This window comes from Prevotella sp. SGI.167 (genome assembly GCF_050313615.1).
Classification (GTDB): Bacteria; Bacteroidota; Bacteroidia; order Bacteroidales; family Bacteroidaceae; genus Prevotella.
In genome coordinates, this window is the sequence record NZ_JBNPLT010000011.1 from 65,918 (window position 1) to 84,902 (window position 18,985).

An 18,985-nucleotide genomic window follows, 5' to 3' on the forward strand; every position below is an offset into this window, starting at 1 on the left:
TCCCGAGAAAAAGTTGTATATTTGCACCCAACAAAATATAAAGTTTGCAAGTATGGGTACTTTTAATGGAATTATAGGAAGACAGCGTGAGATGGCTCTGTTGCAGGAGATTTACGAATCTCCTAGGGCGGAGTTCGTGGCTGTTTATGGCAGAAGACGTATCGGTAAGACCTATCTTATCGACAAGTTCTTTGGCGATAAGTACGACTTTTATATGACGGGTATCTATGAGGGTACCCGTAAGGAGCAGTTGGCAAACTTTGCCCATCAGCTGGAGTTTTATTCTCATAAGGAACAGAAAACTCCAAAAGACTGGATGGAGGCTCTGTTTATGCTTCGCAAGTATCTGGAGACATTAAAACAGGAGACATTAAAAAAGGAAAAACCAGTACTCTTGTTCTTTGATGAAATGCCTTGGCTGGATACCCGTTATTCTCGCTTTCTCAAGGCTTTCGAACTGTTTTGGAACGAGTGGGCTTCGAAGCAGGACAATCTGAAACTGATAGTTTGTGGTTCGGCAACCACCTGGATGACGAATACCTTGCTGGGCAACAAGGGCGGTTTGCACAATCGTGTGACTCGCTCCATCTATCTCCGTCCGTTCAATCTGGCAGAGACGGAGGAGTTTCTGGTTTCAAGAGGATTCTCGATGGAGCGCTTCCAGATAGCCGAGTTGTATATGGCGATAGGTGGAACCCCTTTTTATCTCAATATGCTGAATCGTTCGCTGAGCGTGGCGCAGAATATCGATGAACTCTTCTTCTCATCCAGTGCCCCTTTGAGAAGCGAATATGGCTTCCTTTTCAAATCGCTCTTCAAGGAATCTACGCTCTATAGAAGGGTGGTGGAGACATTGGCTAAGAAACTGAAGGGAATGACTCGCCCTGAGTTGATAGAGGAGCTGAAGGTGGAGGATTCCGGGTATGTTTCTACCGTGCTCTCCGACTTATGCAACTGTGATTTCATCCGCAAATATTCGGCTTTTGGCAAGACGGATAGGGATTTCATGTATCAGTTGACCGACCTGTATTCGCTTTTCTATCTGAAGTATGTGAAGAACTATCATGGTGAGGATGAGCATTATTGGAGTCATCGCCAGATGGATATTTCCAGTTGGGAGGGCTATGCTTTCGAGCAGGTTTGTCTGCATCATATTCCTCAAATCAAGAGGAAGTTGGGAATCGGTGGTATTCTGTCGAACATCTGTACGTGGTCGTGCCGTGCTTTTACGGATGCAGAGGGTAATAAGCAACCTGGGGCACAGATTGACTTGATAATTGATAGGGGAGACAAGACGATTAATCTCTGTGAGATGAAATTTGTGAATCATCCTTATTCTATCACTCCCGATTATGCGGCTTGGTTAATCAAGCGCAGGGAGTTGTTCAAGCAAGCTACAGGAACGAAGAAGACTCTCCATCTAACGATGATAACTTCGTATGGTGTGGAGCATAATGCCGGTTGGCAAAACATTCAGAACGAGGTGGTGCTGGATGATTTGTTCAAAGTAGAATAACATGGTTTTTATGCTGTAGTATTTCTTTATTGCAAGCAATTTTTAAATTAGTGATTTTGGAATAACTAACTGAGAAATTACTAAAAATAAAAAAGAGCGGAAGAACAACCGGGGGTTAACAGAGTTAACAGTTAACAGTTGTTTTTCCGCTCTTTTCAATATGAAATTACCACAATTCAGCAGGCGACAGATCCTTGTCCTTTCTGCCCATCAGATAGTAATCGGCAAGGAACTGGATGTAAGCCTGGGTAACCTTCAAACCGATTTCTCTTACATATTTGCTGGTGAAGAGGTTGGCATCAGGTAACATATTGTTTTCTATCAGCTTGCACACAATCTCGTAAGGGAATGGACGGCCCAAGCCAGAGATGATATTGAAGCTGTCGAGCTCTGCATGCTCAGCGTTGTAATATGGATTCTCAGGCGATGCGATGCAGTGAGCCATACCGAAGCAGATATTGATTCCGGTATATGGACTTCCGCAAACGATGATTCCCTTCTCGTACTTTGGAGGGAACTTGATGTTGGCTGGTAATTCGAAACCAACTTCCTTTAGGAAACTCTTCAAGGTCTTGACATCCTCCAGGAAGATGAACTTATCACCGTAGCCTTTTGCCTTGAGCAGGTTGTAATCGTTGATAGGCTGCTCGTGGTTCACCTGAGCCTTCTCTGCCTCAATCTGCTCCTTGTTCTCCTCGTAGTTTGGGTTCAGCAAAGCACCCGTCTGCCACCAGTCGCCACCGAAGTAGAAGAGATTGGTAACCATCAGCTGCTCGCCACTGAGGAATGCGCTGGCATCTTCGATATTGGTAGAATCCTTTCGAACTCTATATAACTTCTCTTCCTCAGCATCCTTATCAGAAGCATCTTTCTCAGAAGCATCATACAAATCCTTCAGATAGAAGAAGTTCTCATCCTCCTTGATCATCTTGAAGGCACGGGTGCCCTTGTAGTTGATTTCTGTCCAGAGTTTGTGGGCAGGATGATGTTCGCTCACCTTGGCAAGCCATTCGGCAGAGGTGAGGGCGAGGAGGTTGTTGCGGCTGTTCATCGTATGCTCTATCTGGATAGAGTAGGCGATGACATCATTGAAGCCCTGTGGAGAGTGGGCGAGGCGCTCCAGCTCCATCTGAAGGCGGAAGCGGTTTCCCACGTTGAAGAAGCAGCCATAGTGGAACCAGGCTAAGGCATCGCGATATTCATAGAACTTGTCTTCATCGGTTGGCAATTCGCAAAGGAAATCGTAGAGACGCTCGTTCTCCGGCGCTGTCTCGTATTCCTTGTCGAGCACATTATAAGCCATCTTGGCTGCCAGCTCCAGGGTGCTGAACAGGAATGGCACAGGTTCCTGCACATAACTGCTCTGCTGGTAATGGTGCCAGCACAGGAACTTGATGTCTGCATAGTTGATTTCGTCAGGATCGTATGGAGACTCATCATCGTTCAGCGTATTCTGGATAAATTCCTTCTCGTTCTCGTAGAAAGGAATGTAAGTGCCATAGCGCTTCTTGCATTCTGCAGTAAAGGTCTTCCAGATGCAGGTACCTGAGATGACGTCCTCAAAGTAGCCGGCGATGCTGAGTGCAAGCTGCTTGGCTTCTTCCACGTTCTTAAACTGGTGGGTGAAGCACGCCTCATCGAGGGCATGGTATATTTCGTTAGCCAGTTCTGTATAGTACTGATCTACTTCATTTGGTTTCTCGTATGGATGCATTGTCATCCATTCTTGGGTGAAAATTACCTTTTTCATATCTTTCGATTCTTTGTTATTCGAGGTTATAATCGATATTCGTTGTGATGCGATGTCGTTATTTCTCGGGTTATTATATCTATTTGTTAGTCGTTCGGCATGAAATGTCGTCCGAATTATCTGTAAAGATAATGCAAAGATAATGATTTCTGCGCAAAAAATGCAAGAAAGTCACATTTTTTTCGTATCTTTGCACCCGAATTTAGGCAATCTTAATAAATACGTACGATTGCCGCAAGCGTTTCGGAAGGATTTTGCACCCTAATTCATGGCTGGGAGGGTGAATTCGGCCTTCCATTTTGATTATAATGAATTAAGGTTAAAAAGATTTGAAGACATTTGAAGAATTGGGCGTGAGCGAGGAGATTCGCCGTGCCATCGAAGAGCTTGGATTTGAAAATCCAATGCCAGTTCAGGAAGAAGTAATCCCATATTTGCTTGGTAATAAGAACGACGTGATTGCGTTGGCGCAGACCGGTACGGGTAAGACTGCATCTTACGGTATTCCGGTTATCCAGAAAACTGATGCCAGCAGCAAGCAGACACAGGCTATCATCCTCAGTCCTACACGTGAGCTCTGCCTCCAGATAGCAGACGATTTGAACAGTTTTGCCAAGTACATCAACGGTTTGCATATTGTCGCTGTTTATGGCGGTACCGACATCGGAAGCCAGATTCGCACCCTGAAGCATGGTGTGCAGATTATCGTGGCTACCCCTGGTCGTCTGCTCGATTTGATTAATCGTGGCGTGGCTCAGTTGGAGAACGTGAACAACGTGGTGCTTGATGAGGCTGACGAGATGCTGAACATGGGCTTCTCTGAGAGCATCAATGCCATCTTCGAGAACGTGCCGGAAGATAGAAACACTCTGCTCTTCTCGGCTACCATGAGCAAGGACATCGAGAAGATTGCCCTCAACTATCTGCACGACCACAAGGAAATCGTAGTGGGTTCGCGCAACGAGGGTGCTGAGCATGTAAACCACATCTACTATCTGGTAAATGCCAAGGACAAGTATCTCGCCCTAAAGCGTGTGGTGGATTTCTATCCGCGCATCTTTGCAATTATCTTCTGCCGCACCAAGCTGGAGACTCAGGATATTGCAGATAAGCTGATTAAGGACGGTTATAATGCAGAGGCACTGCACGGCGACTTGAGTCAGCAGCAGCGTGACCTCACCATGCAGAAGTTCCGCAACCATACCGTTCAGTTCCTGGTGGCTACCGATGTGGCTGCCCGTGGTCTGGACGTAGAGGATCTGACTCACGTTATCAACTACGGTTTGCCTGATGATGTGGCTAGCTACACCCACCGAAGCGGTCGTACGGGTCGTGCCGGAAAGAAGGGAACATCCATCTCTATCATCCATACCAGAGAGAAGTTCAAGGTTCGCCAGATTGAGAAGCAGATTGGCAAGGACTTCGTGGATGGCGTTTTGCCAACTCCAGAGGAAATCTGCAAGAAGCAGCTCTTCAAGACCATGGACGACATCATGAAGACCGATGTGGACGAGGATCAGATTGAACCATACATGGCTGAAATCAACCGCCAGTTTGAGTACATCGACAAGGAGGACATCATCAAGAAGATGGTAACCATCACCTTCGGTAAGTTCCTCGATTACTATAAGAATGCTCCTGAGATTATCAAGCCTGAAACAGGCAAAGGCTCCCGTGGTGGTGAGGGTCGTGGAAGCCGTGGCGAGGGCCGTGGCAAGGTTTCCAATGGCCGCAGAAAGCATGAGACAGAGTCTGGTTTCAAGCGCCTGTTCATCAACCTGGGTAAGGCGGATGGTTTCTATCCGGGCGAAATCATGCAGTATCTGAACAAGCACGTGAAGGGTCGCCAGGAGGTGGGTCACATCGACCTGCTGAGTAAGTTTGCCTACATCGAGGTGCCAGAGGAGGATGCTAAGCGCGTGATGAAGGCTTTGAACGGTACTGAGTACAAGGGCAGAACCGTAAGATGTAACAATGCTGATGAGGAAGGTCATGGCAGAGCAGCCCGTGGCGGACGTGATGCCGAGAGCCGTGGCGGCCGTTCTTCAGAAAGAGGCGGACGCAGCCGCAGAGGTTCTTCTGATGATGCAAGAGACTCTCGTGATTCTCGTGGAAAGGGAGGACGTGGAAGCCGTGGCGAATCTCGTGGCGGAAGAAAATCACGCAGCCAGGAGGATACAGGTGATTGGCGCCAGTTCTTCCAGAACAACGACAACGTGAAGTTCAAGGGCGAGGAGCCAAACTTCGAGGAAGAAGGTTGGGCTCGCCGCAGACCTAAGAAGAAGTAATTTAGGCAGCGATTTATTATAAGATGAAAGCCTGCATCAAAGGGATGTTTTGATGCAATATTCATATTTTGCGGTAAGAATACAGCTATTTCTTTGGTAAATTGCGGTATTTTTACCGCATTTTTTGTATATTTGCAGCCGTAAACATCAAATAAGGCAAGAAATATGGAATTATTGAAGCAACTTTCAGACAATCTTATCAAGCGTATCGATACTCGATACCTACGATATATGTATCATCGGATTCCTTGGTCGAATCGGATGACGGCTCTTGTTGGACCTCGTGGAGTCGGCAAGACGACACTTCTTTTGCAGTATATCAAATTGAATCTTCAGATAAAAGACACACTCTATGTGAGTGCGGAATCCATCTATTTCGCTAATCATACTCTCTTTGAAACTGCAATGAAGTTTAGCCAACTTGGAGGCAAGCATCTTTTTATCGATGAAATACATAAATATAAGGGATGGGCTACAGAACTTAAAATGATATACGATAATCTGCCACCCCTGCAGGTGGTTTTTACCGGTTCTTCTGTGCTTGATATTTATAAAGGTACAGCAGATTTAAGTCGACGAGTACTGGTCTTTACGATGCAAGGTTTGTCTTTTCGTGAATACATCGGTATGGAAAAGGGCATAGACATTCCTGTCTCTACATTGGAACAAATCGTAAACAATGAAGTCGTTTTGCCGGAGGAGATTGAGCATCCGTTGGCATTGTTTAATGAATATCTGCGCAAGGGCTACTATCCTTTTTCTAAGGATGAGGGCTATAGGATGCGACTGAATCAAGTAGTGAGTATGACTTTGGAGACGGATATTCCACAATATGCCAATTATACGGTGATGGTGTCCAGAAAATTGAAGGAACTGATGCAGGTAATAGCTGATAGTGTGCCTTTCAAGCCAAACATGAGTACCATTGCTACAACTATCAAGGTAGATCGCAATAATCTGCCCGATTACTTCGAACTGATGGAGCGTGCAGGTTTGATAGCCCAACTTCACGAGTCCACAGAAGGTGTGCGTGGTTTGGGCAAGGTAGAAAAGGTGTTTCTTGATAATACCAACCTCTCCTTTGCTCTCTCTTCTTCGGTGCCTGATATTGGCAATCAACGAGAGACTTTCTTTTTTAATCAGATGCGTGTGAATCATGCTGTCTTCAATTCTCCAATCTCTGATTTCATGATAGAAGACAAGACTTTTGAGATTGGTGGTAAAAAGAAAGGTCAGAAGCAGATTTCTGAGGCAAAAGAGGGATATGTTGTGAAGGATGATATAGAGACAGGCATGGGTAATGTTATTCCACTCTGGGCTTTTGGTATGAACTATTAGACAATTATAAGTTAATGAAGAAAACTATTCTTATCGCTTGTCTGGGACTGGTAAGTCTGGGCTTGCAAGCACAGAGCATTTCGCTCGCTGGTGAATGGAATGTGGAGTTGGGAAAGAGCGGTAGTGCTTTCGCCAAGAGTAAGCGTGCCTCGCAGGGTGAGGTGAAGCGTGCCATCCTTCCCGGCACCATCGATACGAACCATCTGGGATTCGCTCCGAAAGATACGATGGAAACAACGCATCTTACGAGACTCTATGCCTATAAAGGAGCTGCTAGATATTCCAGAACCATCAATATCCCGAAGGATTGGAAGAAGAAGCCGGTAGAACTCTTCCTGGAGCGTACCCGCCCGACATGGGTGTATGTGGATGGAGAACTGGTGGACTCCTGCAACTTCATCTCTACTCCTCAGCGCTATCTTCTGCCCAAGAAGGTGAAGCCGGGCAAGCATTTCCTGGAAATCGTGGTGGATAATGGAAGAAGTGTGCCTGAGCAGGTTTACGGCTCCAGCCATGCTTATACAGAAGATACGCAGACCAACTGGAATGGAATTATCGGAAGGATAGAACTCCAGCTAGCCAGCTCTGTAGAGAGCAAATCTGCAGAAACTCTAACAGGAGCAATCCCTAGCCGTTCTGTAGCTTCTCCTTCCGCCCTTCAGATGCCTGATTTCGCCAAGGATTTCCATATCGAAGGTGCCCACTTTTACGCCAATGGCCATAGGATATTCCTTCGTGGCAAGCACGATGCGGCTGTATGGCCGCTGACGGGACATGTGGAGATGAGCGTGGAAGGCTGGATGAAGTATCTCGGAACCTGCAAGGAGTATGGAATCAACCATGTGCGCTTTCATTCCTGGTGCCCACCGGAGGCGGCTTTCGTGGCTGCGGACAGTCTGGGAATCTATCTCCAGCCGGAGCTTCCTTTCTGGGGTTCTTTCGATAAGAAGGATGAAAGGCTGATGGCGTTCCTGCATCAGGAAGGCGAAAATATCCTCAGAGAATATGGTCATCATCCTTCTTTCCGAATGATGGCGCTGGGGAATGAACTCTGGGGCGACATCGACAAGATGAAGGAGTTTGTGGATGATTTCCGCAAGATTGCGCCAGATAAATACTATACCTTCGGAAGCAATTACTATCTCGGTTATCAGGGAATAAAAGAAGGAATGGATTACTTCACCACTTGCCGCATCGGAGGCGAGGGATGGGGCAAATACAATACTCATACCCGTGGTTCCTTCTCGTTTGCCGACGCCTACGATGGAGGAATGATCAATCATTTCCATCCTAATTCTACGATGAATTTTGATGAGGCTTGCGATAAGGCCGGAATCCCAATCATCTCTCACGAAACAGGCCAGTTTCAGACCTATCCTGATTATCGGGAGATGAAGAAATACACCGGAGTGCTTCATCCTTATAACTTTGAAGTGTTCCGCCGCAGGCTGGCTGCAGCCGGAATGCTCTCGCAGGCAGATGATTTCCACAAGGCTTCGGGCTTATGGAGCGTGAAACTCTATAAAGCCGATATAGAGATGGATTTGAGAACCCGGAATATGGCGGGCTTCCAACTGCTCGATATTCAGGATTATCCCGGTCAGGGAAGTGCTTTCGTAGGCATCCTGGATGCGTTTATGGAGAGCAAGGGAATCACTACGCCCGAGGAATGGCGCCAGTGGTGCTCGCCTGTGGTTCCTCTGCTGGAAATGAAGAAGTTCTGCTTCGAGGATGGCGAGAAGATTCAGGCTAAGGTAAAGGTAGCCAATTATGGCGGTTCTTCGCTGAAGGGTAAGAAACTGAAATGGCATCTGGCTGCCGAGAACGGATTGTTCTGTATGGATGATGGAACTTTCAGCACCAAGGATGGTGAAGTGAGAAAGAATGTGGGCGACTTGATGGCTGAGGATGAGGGAGTATTGAACATCTTTTCATACGATGAAGGTTTGGTGGATTTGGGTGAACTGAATGGTGTTTTCCACGTGCAGAAACCTACCAAGCTGCTTCTTACATTAAACATTGAAGGAGCAGAGGCAAGAAACTCCTACGAATTTTGGGTTTATCCGAAGAAGACGTTGGAAAAGAAGGGCGTCATCATTGCCAGAGATTTGAACCAGGAAGTGGTGAAAGTCTTGGAAAATGGTGGAAAGGTGCTTTGGATGCCTACGGCTTCCAGTCATTTTGTGGCTGCCAATGATACGCTTTCGCAGGCAGATAATGCCACGCCTTATACAGTGGGCGGACTCTTCCAGACCGATTACTGGAATTATCGCATGTTCAAGACCATCTGCGAGAACAACAAGAAGAAGGTTTCTCCAGGAACTCTGGGCATTCTGACGAATCCGGAACATCCGATATTCAAGGGATTCCCTACGGAAATGCACACCAACTGGCAATGGTTCCCGGTTATTAAGGAATCGCATCCGCTGGTGCTTGACAACTTCGCCAAGGATTATCGCCCGATAGTTCAGGTGATAGATAATATCGAGCGGAATCATAAGTTGGGCTTGGTAATGGAATGGAAGGTGGGAGCCGGAAAGCTTCTCGTCTGCATGAGTGATTTGGAGAAGGCTGCCAAATACCCGGAAGGCAAGGCTTTCTATCAGAGTGTAATTGATTATATGCGCTCTGCTTCTTTCAATCCATCTGCAGAAATAACGGTGGATGAATTGAAAAAGAAACTTGTCGAGAAGCCTCGTCAGGTTTCATTGAAGGAGCTGAATAATATCTCGCAATATTAATAGGAATTCTGTAAGTTGCGAATCTGTAAAATAAAAATAAGCTGAAAATCAGCAAGATAACAAGAATAGGAAGACTAAATAAAACAAGAGCGGAAAGCCAGGAGTTAACAGGGTTAACAGTTAACAGCTGATTTTCCGCTCTTTTTATATCATCCTGGGATTAATCTTTATCCCAGGATAAACCTTTATTATCATCTCTGTTGATTCAGAGATAGGATTTACTTCGCATTGATCTCCTTCAAGAGGCGGTCTGCGTGTCCCCACTTATCCATCAGGTAGAGCACGTAGCGAATATCCACACCAATGCAGCGAGCCAGGCGCTTGTCGAAGTTGATGTCAGAGCTGAGGCTGTCCCAGTTGCCATCGAAGGCAAGACCAATCAACTCACCCTTACCATTGAACATAGGGCTACCAGAATTACCACCGGTAATATCGTTGTTGGTGAGGAAGCAGAGCTGCATCTTGCCAGTCGTCTTGTCCTGATACTTGCCGAAATCCTTCTCAGAGAGAAGCTCGTGCATGATAGGCTCAGCGTAGTAATCGATTATCTTATCGCCCTGCTTCATCTTCTCAACGATACTCTCGGCTGTGGTATAATAGCCTGATGGCTTGCCACCGAGGTCGAAACCGCCTACCTGACCATAGCTCAATCGCATGGTGAAGTTGGCGTCGCTGTAGTGAGGCATGTCTTCCTCCATACGGAGCTTGGCAGCACAGAGATACTTCTCCTGCTCGGCGATGCTATCGTTGATGCTGCCCATCTGAGCAGCGAAATCACCATATACATCGTTCAGATCCATACCGAAGATGACGCCTGGATCCTTCTCATATCCCTTCTTGTTGAAGTAGAGCTTAGCACCCTTCTTCATGATGAGCGACTTCTCCCAGAGATAATCCACATACTTGGCGTAGTTGCCGCCAAACTCAGCGTCGATGGTCTTGTAGAACTTAGGCAACCACTTGCTGTCTACGTGCTCCTTGTAGTTCTTCAAGAGGGTAGCGAGCACCTCCTTATCGAGCGCCATATCCCATTCTGCAGAGTTATCTTCAAACTCATGATACTGCTTCTTCTTGTTCTTCTCAGGACCCTTCACCTCCATGTTGGTCTGGAGCTTGATGGCACGGGTAGAGAACTCGATGTTGCTTCTTCTTGTGAAAGATTCAGAGAAGTTGGTCCAGGCATACTTCACGTCTGCGCTCTCCTTGTAGAGCTTGGCGAGCTTGTCGAAATCTACCTTGTGGGCGAGGTCGTTGGCTGCCTTGGCTGTATCCTGCCAAGCACGGAGACGGGTTTCGTACTCACGCTTCAGATTCACGATGCCGATAGAGTCGATACACTTGTTCATACCGATGGCATTCTTCCAGTAGTTGGAGCTCTGGGCGTACTTGCTGTCATACTTGATGCGTACAGCCTCGTCGGCACGCATGTGCTTCTGCATCACCTCCTGCTTTACGCCACGAACCTGGGCACGAGGAGCATTCTCAGCATCGCGCATGGTCTGGATTCCGTAGCTTGAAAGATAGCGCTCTGTGCTGCCTGGGTAACCCATGGTCATCGCATAGTCGCCATCCTTATAACCCTGGAGAGAAACCTGTGCCCAACGCTTTGGATGATAAGGCACATTGTCCTTGCTGTAGGCAGCAGGACCGTTGGTCTTAGGGTCGGCATAGATGCGGAATACAGAGAAGTCGCAGGTCTGGCGAGGCCACATCCAGTTGTCTGTATCGCCACCAAACTTACCCATAGACTTTGGCACGGTGAAAACCAGACGCAGGTCGGTGAAGTCGCGATAGGTAGTAGCGTACCACTTGTTGCCCTCGTAGAATGGCTGAACGGTGATATGAAGGGTAGAATCGTTCTTCTTCACCTCCGTAGTCATCTCGTTCTCCAGAGAATCGATGAGTTCATCACGCTTCTTGTTGTCGAGTTTCTCGTATCCGAGGCTCATCACCTTATCGGTTACATCTTTCTGTTCAACCATAAAGCTGACGAACATATTCTCGTTAGGCAATTCCTCTGCGTAAGATTTAGCAAAGAAACCGTTGAGCATATAGTCGTGCTCTACGGTAGAGTGGCTTCTGATAGCCTCGAAACCGCAATGGTGGTTGGTAAATACCAAACCGTCTGGAGAAACGACTACGCCTGAGCAATAGCCAGAGAAGTTAACCACAGCATTCTTCAAGGCGTTCTCGCCGTTGTAGAGCTGGTCGTAAGTCATACTGAAGCCTTCGCGCTGCATCATCTCATACACAGCGTTTGGCAAGTTGTAAATCGTCCACATTCCCTCGTCAGCGTGTGCGGTATTGATTCCGCAGAACGCCATGATAGAGGCGATAAGGACCGTTGCTTTTTTCTTCATTTTATTCTTTGTGTTGTTGTTATATGATTTGCAAAGTTACGATTTTTCTGCGAGATAACATCAAGTAGAACAGAAAAAAGCGAAAAATTCCATCAAAGTTTCCTTTTTAGAGTTATTTCTTTCACTTATACTAGAAAAATTCGATAAAAATACAATGTTTTTTCACTTATACATGAAAAAGATTACAAAAGCAGCGGTTTTTTCTTGTATAAGTGAAAAAATAGTGCTATCTTTGCGCCATAAAAAAAGTGTTTCTTATTTTTTGATGATCCATTTCCCTCCTTTGTCTGGTCCTATTCGTTCTATTATGTGATCTTCTTTCAGTTTCTTTATATGTTTAGAGATGGCACTTCGGTTGATTTCCAATCGTTTACTCATCTCATTGGTGGTGACAAATGGGTCGGATGCGATAAGGGAAAGGATAGAGTCTTTGGTTTTCTGTCCACCTTTTCTGCCCACCTTTTCTGTTTTCTGTCCACCTTTTCTGTCCACCTTTTGATGAGGCGTATGGGGTACTTGTGGGGTAGCAAGTCTTGGCTGTACCTTCCATTCATCTGTAGGATTTATATGCAAGTATCTGTTTTTGAGAACCCAACTTTCGCCTAGCAGCAAGTTTCTGAAGAAACGAACAAGGTAGATAGGAGAGTACTCTATATCTTTATTGATATTGCGATAATTGGCACGAACCAGGGCATTGCGGAAATACCAGGAATGCTTGGCAAACATTTCGTTGTTCACTTCATATCCTAACGAACGGAGATATTGGATGGTGAAAATCGCCGTGGTTCGGGTGTTTCCCTCTCTGAAAGCATGGATTTGCCAGATGCCTGAAATGAATTTGGCAATATGCTCAATCTTCTCATCATCCGTCAGACCTTTATATGAGAAGTTCTTCTCCTGTTCAATATCCCAATCCAAGGCTCTTCGTAAGTCTTCCCAATTCAGGTAGTTTACGGAATCTCCTTCGAGCACCCTTTCTTTCTTGGAAATATCGTATTGGCGGATTTCTCCTGCGTGCTTGAATATTCCCTCGAATATTCTTCGATGCAGGGAGACATAACCGTTTGTATTGAAGGCAAAGGTCTTGCTGGCGAGAATCTTTGCGATGTTGGCTGAAACCTTATCTGCCTCTTCCTCGTCTTCGTCCTTAGGTGTACGGACCGTCTTGCTCTGATAGTAAGAGTCAATCAGTTTTCTGGTTTCATCCAGAGAGATTTCCCCTTCGATGTTTCGTTTAGCCACATCTATGAGATACGCCGACGGTTGCAGCCCATCTACAGCCTGCAATCCGATAGCCGTCTTCCAGTTCTCGGCCCTTTCCTTCTGCAAAGGCTCTCCTTGTCGAAGATATTCATCGAAGGATGCGAACTCGTTGATATTATCTTTATTCATAGATGTAATGCTTGATATTTAACTTTGCGATTTTGACTCCCTTGCAAGCCGTTGTTCCCGCAAGCGCTTGAATTGAGCTAAGCACTCCTCCAGCGAAAGCGGATGCTCTCGCCAATAAGCCATTGAAGCCATCTTCTGGGCATTGACTTTTTTGTGATAATCGTTCAGTTGTATCTCCATCCATTTATGTATTATATTGTTAGAATATTACGTTTGCAAAGTTACGACTATTTCCCGAATTTTCCAAGGCTTCGCTTGATTTTCTTCATAATTTGCCTTTTTGCCGATAACATTCCTGGGGAAAGAACCTCCTGATCCAGCATATCCAGAGCCATTCTTAACTCTTCGAGGAGTTCGGGATAGTACTTCATCTGCTCGTAGGCGAGTTTCATGCAGTAGCTGCGGATGGCGTAGGGTTGTGAACAGGCTGTAATCTTGGCGATGCAGAAATCGATGAAATCAGAACGGAGTGATTCTTCCTCGAAAGGCTGACGGAGAAGAAGATGGAGCATTAGGCGTCGCTTGGTCTCATTCTTCTCTACGAGAACCCTATCTATCAGTTCGTCATGTTTCTGAAAGAGCCAAGGGTTGTTGGCTTCATCGAAATGGGTTAAAGCCCAAAGCGCATTGAACGATACACGGTCGTTTTCATCAAAGGTGAGCTGATAAAGTTCTTCCTTCTGGTGGTCGTTCTCCTTACCTTGTGTCATGATGCATATCTTGTTGATATCGTTCATATTGATCTTGTCCTGTAGTATCTTTCTCATGCTCTTTATTTTTTATGAGGGAATAATCGTTGCAAAGATATACTTTTATGAGGGAATAACGAAAAGGAAGATTACTTTTTTGAGAATTCTCGGAATATTTCTTGTTTTTGAGGTATAGAATGGGAGAAAAAGTCAAGTTGAACAATCGATGGATTCATTGTTGTACGTCTAAAGGTTTATAGTTGTACAACTGAAGGGTGTGTAGTTGTACAACTTAAAGGTGTACAGTCGTACAACTAAAGGGGGTATAGTTGTACGATTAAAAGGTGTTGTCACTAGGCTCGGCAGACTTGCTGACTGCAGTGAGCAGACCTGCTGACTAGGCTCAGCAGAGCTGCTGAGCCTAGTGACAACTTTCTAGAAGCAGTCTCCTTGAACTCCATATTCTATCTCTTTGAACCTGATCAGACGTCTTCTTTCACTTACGCAGTCGTCTTCTTCAGCTTGCGCATCCATAATACGTATGCTTACTTGAATAGCCGTTTCGCTTCTGAGAATGGTATAGAGCATTGCTACTCCCTGTTCTGTAAAAGCATATGAGTGAACTGTTGAATGCTTCAAACTATTGAACCGGTCGCAATTTGCGACCAGTTCAGCCATTTCCTCTTTAGTTAGTTGAGCTTTTAGCCCTTAAACAACTATCTAAAGAACTTACCCACCACCGGCAGACTCTTCAATGGGAAATCCTTCTTCACGAGATAGGCGGCGAAGATGAGGATGAGTACCGTATTGATGAGGCAAGCGATGGCTGTAGAGAAGTATTTGTTTGCCTCGGTCATTCCTGCGAAGAGGATGAGGGCGAGAACCACATAAATCATAATCTCCTTCACCGGATAGTTGATAGGATACTTCTTCTGACCCACGAAGTAGGAGAGAAGCATGGCTGTTCCATATCCAGCGAAACCAGCCCATGCACAGGCGATGTAACCATAGATAGGTACGAAGATAACGTTGATGGCAATCAATACCAGGCAACCGATGCCCGAGAAGTAAGCACCCCAGATGGTCTTGTCGATGAGCTTGTACCAGAAACTGAGGTTGAAATATACTCCCATCATGATTTCGGCAGCCATTACGATAGGCACTACCTTCAAACCATCCCAGTAGTCGCGACCGATGATGTGGCGAAGCAAATCCATATATCCTACCACTACAAGGAAAGCCAGGAGGGTGAAGATAACGAAATACTTCATAGCCGAAGCATACATCTTTTTATTGTCTTTCTCTTTGGCGTTGCCAAACACGAAAGGTTCGTAGGCAAAGCGGAAAGCCTGGGTAATCATTGCCATGATCATCGCAATCTTCGATGCGGCACCATAGATTCCGAGCTGGGTGTGAGCATCTCCCTTCTCATAGATGTAAGGGAAGAGAATCTTGTCGGCAGTCTGGTTCAATATACCTGCAATACCAAGCACAAGGATTGGCCAGCTGTAGCTAAGCATCTTCTTGATGAGCACCTTGGTCTCAGCCCAAGAGGCGTAAGGACCGGAGAAACCTTCCTTCAGTTCCTTGAAGAAGAAGATGGTCATAGTAGAGGTACAGATGATATTGATGTAAAAAGCATACTCTACGTCACTTCCGCCCATAAAACCGAAGTAGGCGATATTCATTGTCATGTTGCCAATAATGAAAAGCATCTTCAAGGCAGCAAACTTCAATGGACGCTTCTTGTATCTGAGGTAAGCGAATGGGATGCACTGGAAAGCATCAATAGCCACGGTAACGAACATCGTCCAGACATAAGCCGGATGATCGGCGTAGCCCATCGCATCGCTCAAAGGCGTGATAAAGAGGAATACCAGGGCGATGAAGAGTAAGGAGGTGAAGCCCACCATGCTCAAAACCGTGGTATAAACTTTATGAGCATCTTCTCCCTCCTTATTGACGAAACGGAAGAAGGTGGTCTCCATTCCGTAGGTCAGGATAACGAGGAGTAACGCCGTATAGGCGTACATGTTGGTGATGACACCATAACCACCACTGGCGGCGCTGATCTTTGCCGTATAGAGTGGTACAAGCAGATAGTTGAGGAATCTGCCGATGATACTGCTCAAACCATAGATGGCGGTATCCTTTGCTAGTGATTTTAAACTTGCCATATGTTTAAAAGTAAAAGGGTAAAAAGGTAAAAAGGTAAAAGAAAGCTTGATTCTCTGCCTTTTCGCTTTTTACTTTTGTTTATTGATTATTTTTTTGTTTCAATTTATTGATGATATTTACGAGAGTTCCTATGATTGTCTTAACATCATTGGATATTGATTCGTATTGTTCTGTTGTTATATAATTGCTTTCTTGAAGTAAGTCCAGCCAATATTGAGTTTCACTTGCTTCTTTTAGGGAGATGCTAAGTTTGCTTATATAATCTGGTGTACTTTGAGCATAAGTGCTTTCTGCAATGTTTGCTCCAATGCTTGTACCACATCTGTATATTTGTTTAGACATAACGAATTCATGTTTCTCTTCTTTGAGGAAAACATAAAGTTTGATTATTCGTATGGCAAACTTTTTACTTAATTCATAAATGACATTATTGCCCATATTTTCATTTTTTAGATGAATATATAATATAAGTCTTTTTTACCTTTTTACCCTTTTACTTTTTTACCTTTAAAAGAAAAGGTATGCTATAGCGATTGCTGCGATGACTCCTGCCAAATCGGCGAGCAAGCCGCAAGCCACGGCGTGGCGGGTATTCCTGATGCTTACGCTTCCGAAATATACTGCCAAAATATAGAAGGTGGTATCGGTGGAACCCTGGAAGATGCAGCTCAATCTGCCCACAAACGAATCAGGACCATAGTTCTTCATCGCCTCCAGCATCATGCCTCGTGCACCACTTCCCGACAGCGGTTTCATGATGGCGGTAGGCAGGGCGCCTACGAAATCGGCATTCAAGCCGCATTGTTCTACCGACCATGAAATGCCTTGAATCACCATATCCATCGCTCCCGAAGCACGGAACACGCCGATGCCCACAAGGATAGCTACGAGATAAGGGATAATCTTCACCGCAGTAGTAAAACCTTCCTTCGCTCCCTCGATAAATGCATCATAAACATTCACCTTCTTCCAGAATCCCGCCAGGATGAAGCAGAGGATGATGCCCAGGAGAATCATGTTAGAAGCCAAGGTGGTAACCGTGTTCATCGTATCCTTGTCCATCTGTCCGAATCCCCAGATGATGATGCCAACGAAGGCGCACATTCCCAACAGAGTAGCGAGCAATACCGGCTGCAGGATGTTGATGCGCTGCCAGAGCGAAGTGATGATGATTCCGGCAAGCGTAGCCACGAGCGTAGCCATCAGGATAGGGATGAAGACATCCGTAGGCTGGGCTGCTCCGTAGGAGGCACGGAAGGCGAGGATGGTGGTAGGGATGATGGTGAGGCCAGAGGTGTTCAGAACCAGGAACATGATCATCGGGTTCGTTGCCGTATCCTTCTTCGTATTGAGTTCCTGCATCTGCTGCATCGCCTTCAATCCTGTAGGTGTTGCTGCATTATCGAGTCCCAGCATATTCGAAGCGATGTTCATGAAGATGCTTCCCATCACCGGATGGTTCTTCGGAATATCAGGGAAGAGACGGGTGAAGACCGGGCTGAGTGCTCGGGCCAACACATTCACTACTCCCGCCTTCTCTCCAATCTTCATGATGCCAAGCCAGAGGGCGAGCACGCCCGTCAGTCCGAGAGAAATCTCGAAGGCATTCTTGGAAGAATCGAAGGTGGAATCTACAATCTTCTGGAAGATAGTCGTATCTCCCATTGCCAATCCGATGAGTGCGAAGATGAACGCAATCACGAAAAATGCTATCCAAATGTAATTTAAAACCATATTCTGTTTATGCTTTCTTAATCGTTGTTATTGCTAGTGGAATTCTTTGCGGATTGCTCTTTCATTTCGAGACAATGACAGTCTGATGCCTCCAGGGTACACGAAGCAAAATCGCAGGCATAGGACCGCTAATACTTTCTAAGGTTTCTAATTTTGTACCAGCTTGGTACAAAAATTCATTTTGCGAAGAATAGAAGAGATACCACTTGCGTATTTTATAAAGATTTGACCAAGAAAATCCTTCTACATTTGGAAATGCAGAACGCAAGTCCAAACTAAGCTGTTTTATAAAATTAGTGCCCCACTTATATAGCTTTTGCTTGTTACAAATGTCTTCTCCCAAACTCCAATAAAGCTTGTGCAACTCTTCATTAACTTTGATAGCCGCTTTGAGTTGGGCGATGCGAATACGACCTTTCAAATCGGAGAGCCACTTCACATAGTTGCTATCCGACATAATAGATTCGCTATTCACGAATTGGGGTATGCTATTCTTTTCTGCCATATCGTTTACTCTTCTGTTTTATTTGTTGCTTTTCCAAGCACGGGTGCAAAAGTACAATAAAAATTTCGCATAGCGTGGTTAAATACAGAAAAATCCCTCAGAGATGGAGGAATTTGATGATTTTTATCCCTCAATGAGGATTTTTTGCTAACAACTTTTGTTCTTTCAAACATTATTCGTATATTTGCCGATGATTCTGAGTAAGAATCACGACATAATGGAAAAGGCGCATACTTAGCGCTTTGTTCTTGACTTTCTGAAACTTCGCAAACTTCATGCATTGTCAGAATATAGCAACGGTAGGTGCTCTCGGGATGTGTTAATTCACATCCCTTTATTTAGAAAAGAGGGGGTGTCATAAGTCTGGATAATAGTTGGCGCATAACAGTTGACCACCGCATGCACATCACTTGTTGTGCATGCGCATATCAGCTGCTATGCAAGCGCACAACAGCTGTTGTGCGACCGAAGATACTAACTTTCTCAACAACATA

General features: G+C 45.5%; 13 protein-coding genes and 1 pseudogene. 4 read left to right on the forward strand and 10 right to left on the reverse strand.

Going from position 1 to position 18,985, the window contains the following annotated elements; genetic code table 11:
• The first annotated feature begins 52 nt into the window (after positions 1–52).
• Positions 53–1,516, forward strand: a complete 1,464-nt coding sequence (locus ACQRBJ_RS07560; RefSeq protein ID WP_445303254.1) for an AAA family ATPase — start codon at positions 53–55, stop codon at positions 1,514–1,516.
• Between the two features lie 166 nt (positions 1,517–1,682).
• Here ACQRBJ_RS07560 and ACQRBJ_RS07565 read toward each other — a convergent pair whose 3' ends face one another.
• Entirely contained in the window at positions 1,683–3,266 is a 1,584-nt protein-coding gene (locus tag ACQRBJ_RS07565; protein WP_445303255.1) for a DUF3843 family protein, read from the reverse strand.
• Between the two features lie 329 nt (positions 3,267–3,595).
• Between ACQRBJ_RS07565 and ACQRBJ_RS07570 the strand changes: the two genes are divergently transcribed.
• The 3 genes from ACQRBJ_RS07570 (at position 3,596) to ACQRBJ_RS07580 (ending at position 9,633) form a co-directional block, all read left to right on the forward strand.
• Positions 3,596–5,554, forward strand: coding sequence for a DEAD/DEAH box helicase (locus ACQRBJ_RS07570; protein ID WP_445303256.1), 1,959 nt, complete (start codon positions 3,596–3,598; stop codon positions 5,552–5,554).
• A 165-nt stretch (positions 5,555–5,719) separates the two neighbouring features.
• A complete protein-coding gene (locus tag ACQRBJ_RS07575; RefSeq protein ID WP_445303257.1) occupies positions 5,720–6,892 on the forward strand; it encodes an ATP-binding protein in 1,173 nt (390 codons plus the stop codon).
• Positions 6,893–6,906: 14 nt separating this feature from the next.
• Positions 6,907–9,633, forward strand: a complete 2,727-nt coding sequence (locus ACQRBJ_RS07580; protein WP_445303258.1) for a beta-glycosidase — start codon at positions 6,907–6,909, stop codon at positions 9,631–9,633.
• 218 nt (positions 9,634–9,851) lie between these two features.
• On the opposite strand, the gene ACQRBJ_RS07585 is transcribed toward ACQRBJ_RS07580, so the two are convergent.
• From ACQRBJ_RS07585 to ACQRBJ_RS07625, 9 genes and pseudogenes are all read right to left on the reverse strand, one after another.
• A complete protein-coding gene (locus ACQRBJ_RS07585) occupies positions 9,852–11,993 on the reverse strand; it encodes a S46 family peptidase (RefSeq protein ID WP_294967774.1) in 2,142 nt (713 codons plus the stop codon).
• Positions 11,994–12,248: 255 nt separating this feature from the next.
• Positions 12,249–13,385 (reverse strand): Fic family protein, encoded by a 1,137-nt coding sequence (locus ACQRBJ_RS07590; RefSeq protein ID WP_445303259.1) that lies wholly within the window; start codon positions 13,383–13,385, stop codon positions 12,249–12,251.
• Positions 13,378–13,569, reverse strand: a complete 192-nt coding sequence (locus ACQRBJ_RS07595) for a hypothetical protein (RefSeq protein WP_445303260.1) — start codon at positions 13,567–13,569, stop codon at positions 13,378–13,380. Before ACQRBJ_RS07595 ends, ACQRBJ_RS07590 begins: the two co-directional genes overlap by 8 nt.
• A 43-nt stretch (positions 13,570–13,612) precedes the next feature.
• Positions 13,613–14,152 (reverse strand): hypothetical protein, encoded by a 540-nt coding sequence (locus ACQRBJ_RS07600; protein ID WP_445303261.1) that lies wholly within the window; start codon positions 14,150–14,152, stop codon positions 13,613–13,615.
• 357 nt (positions 14,153–14,509) lie between these two features.
• A pseudogene (locus ACQRBJ_RS07605) lies at positions 14,510–14,758 on the reverse strand (ORF6N domain-containing protein); the annotation flags it as partial.
• Positions 14,759–14,790: 32 nt separating this feature from the next.
• Positions 14,791–16,251 carry an oligosaccharide flippase family protein gene (locus ACQRBJ_RS07610; protein ID WP_445303262.1) on the reverse strand — a complete coding sequence of 487 codons (1,461 nt, stop codon included), beginning with the start codon at positions 16,249–16,251 and terminating at the stop codon, positions 14,791–14,793.
• Positions 16,252–16,330: 79 nt separating this feature from the next.
• Positions 16,331–16,690, reverse strand: a complete 360-nt coding sequence (locus tag ACQRBJ_RS07615) for a four helix bundle protein (protein WP_118201736.1) — start codon at positions 16,688–16,690, stop codon at positions 16,331–16,333.
• Between the two features lie 69 nt (positions 16,691–16,759).
• Positions 16,760–17,986 (reverse strand): nucleoside recognition domain-containing protein, encoded by a 1,227-nt coding sequence (locus ACQRBJ_RS07620; protein WP_200756657.1) that lies wholly within the window; start codon positions 17,984–17,986, stop codon positions 16,760–16,762.
• Between the two features lie 61 nt (positions 17,987–18,047).
• Complete coding sequence (locus ACQRBJ_RS07625) at positions 18,048–18,491, reverse strand: DUF1016 N-terminal domain-containing protein (RefSeq protein ID WP_445303263.1); 444 nt, start codon at positions 18,489–18,491, stop codon at positions 18,048–18,050.
• Positions 18,492–18,985 lie beyond the last annotated feature (494 nt).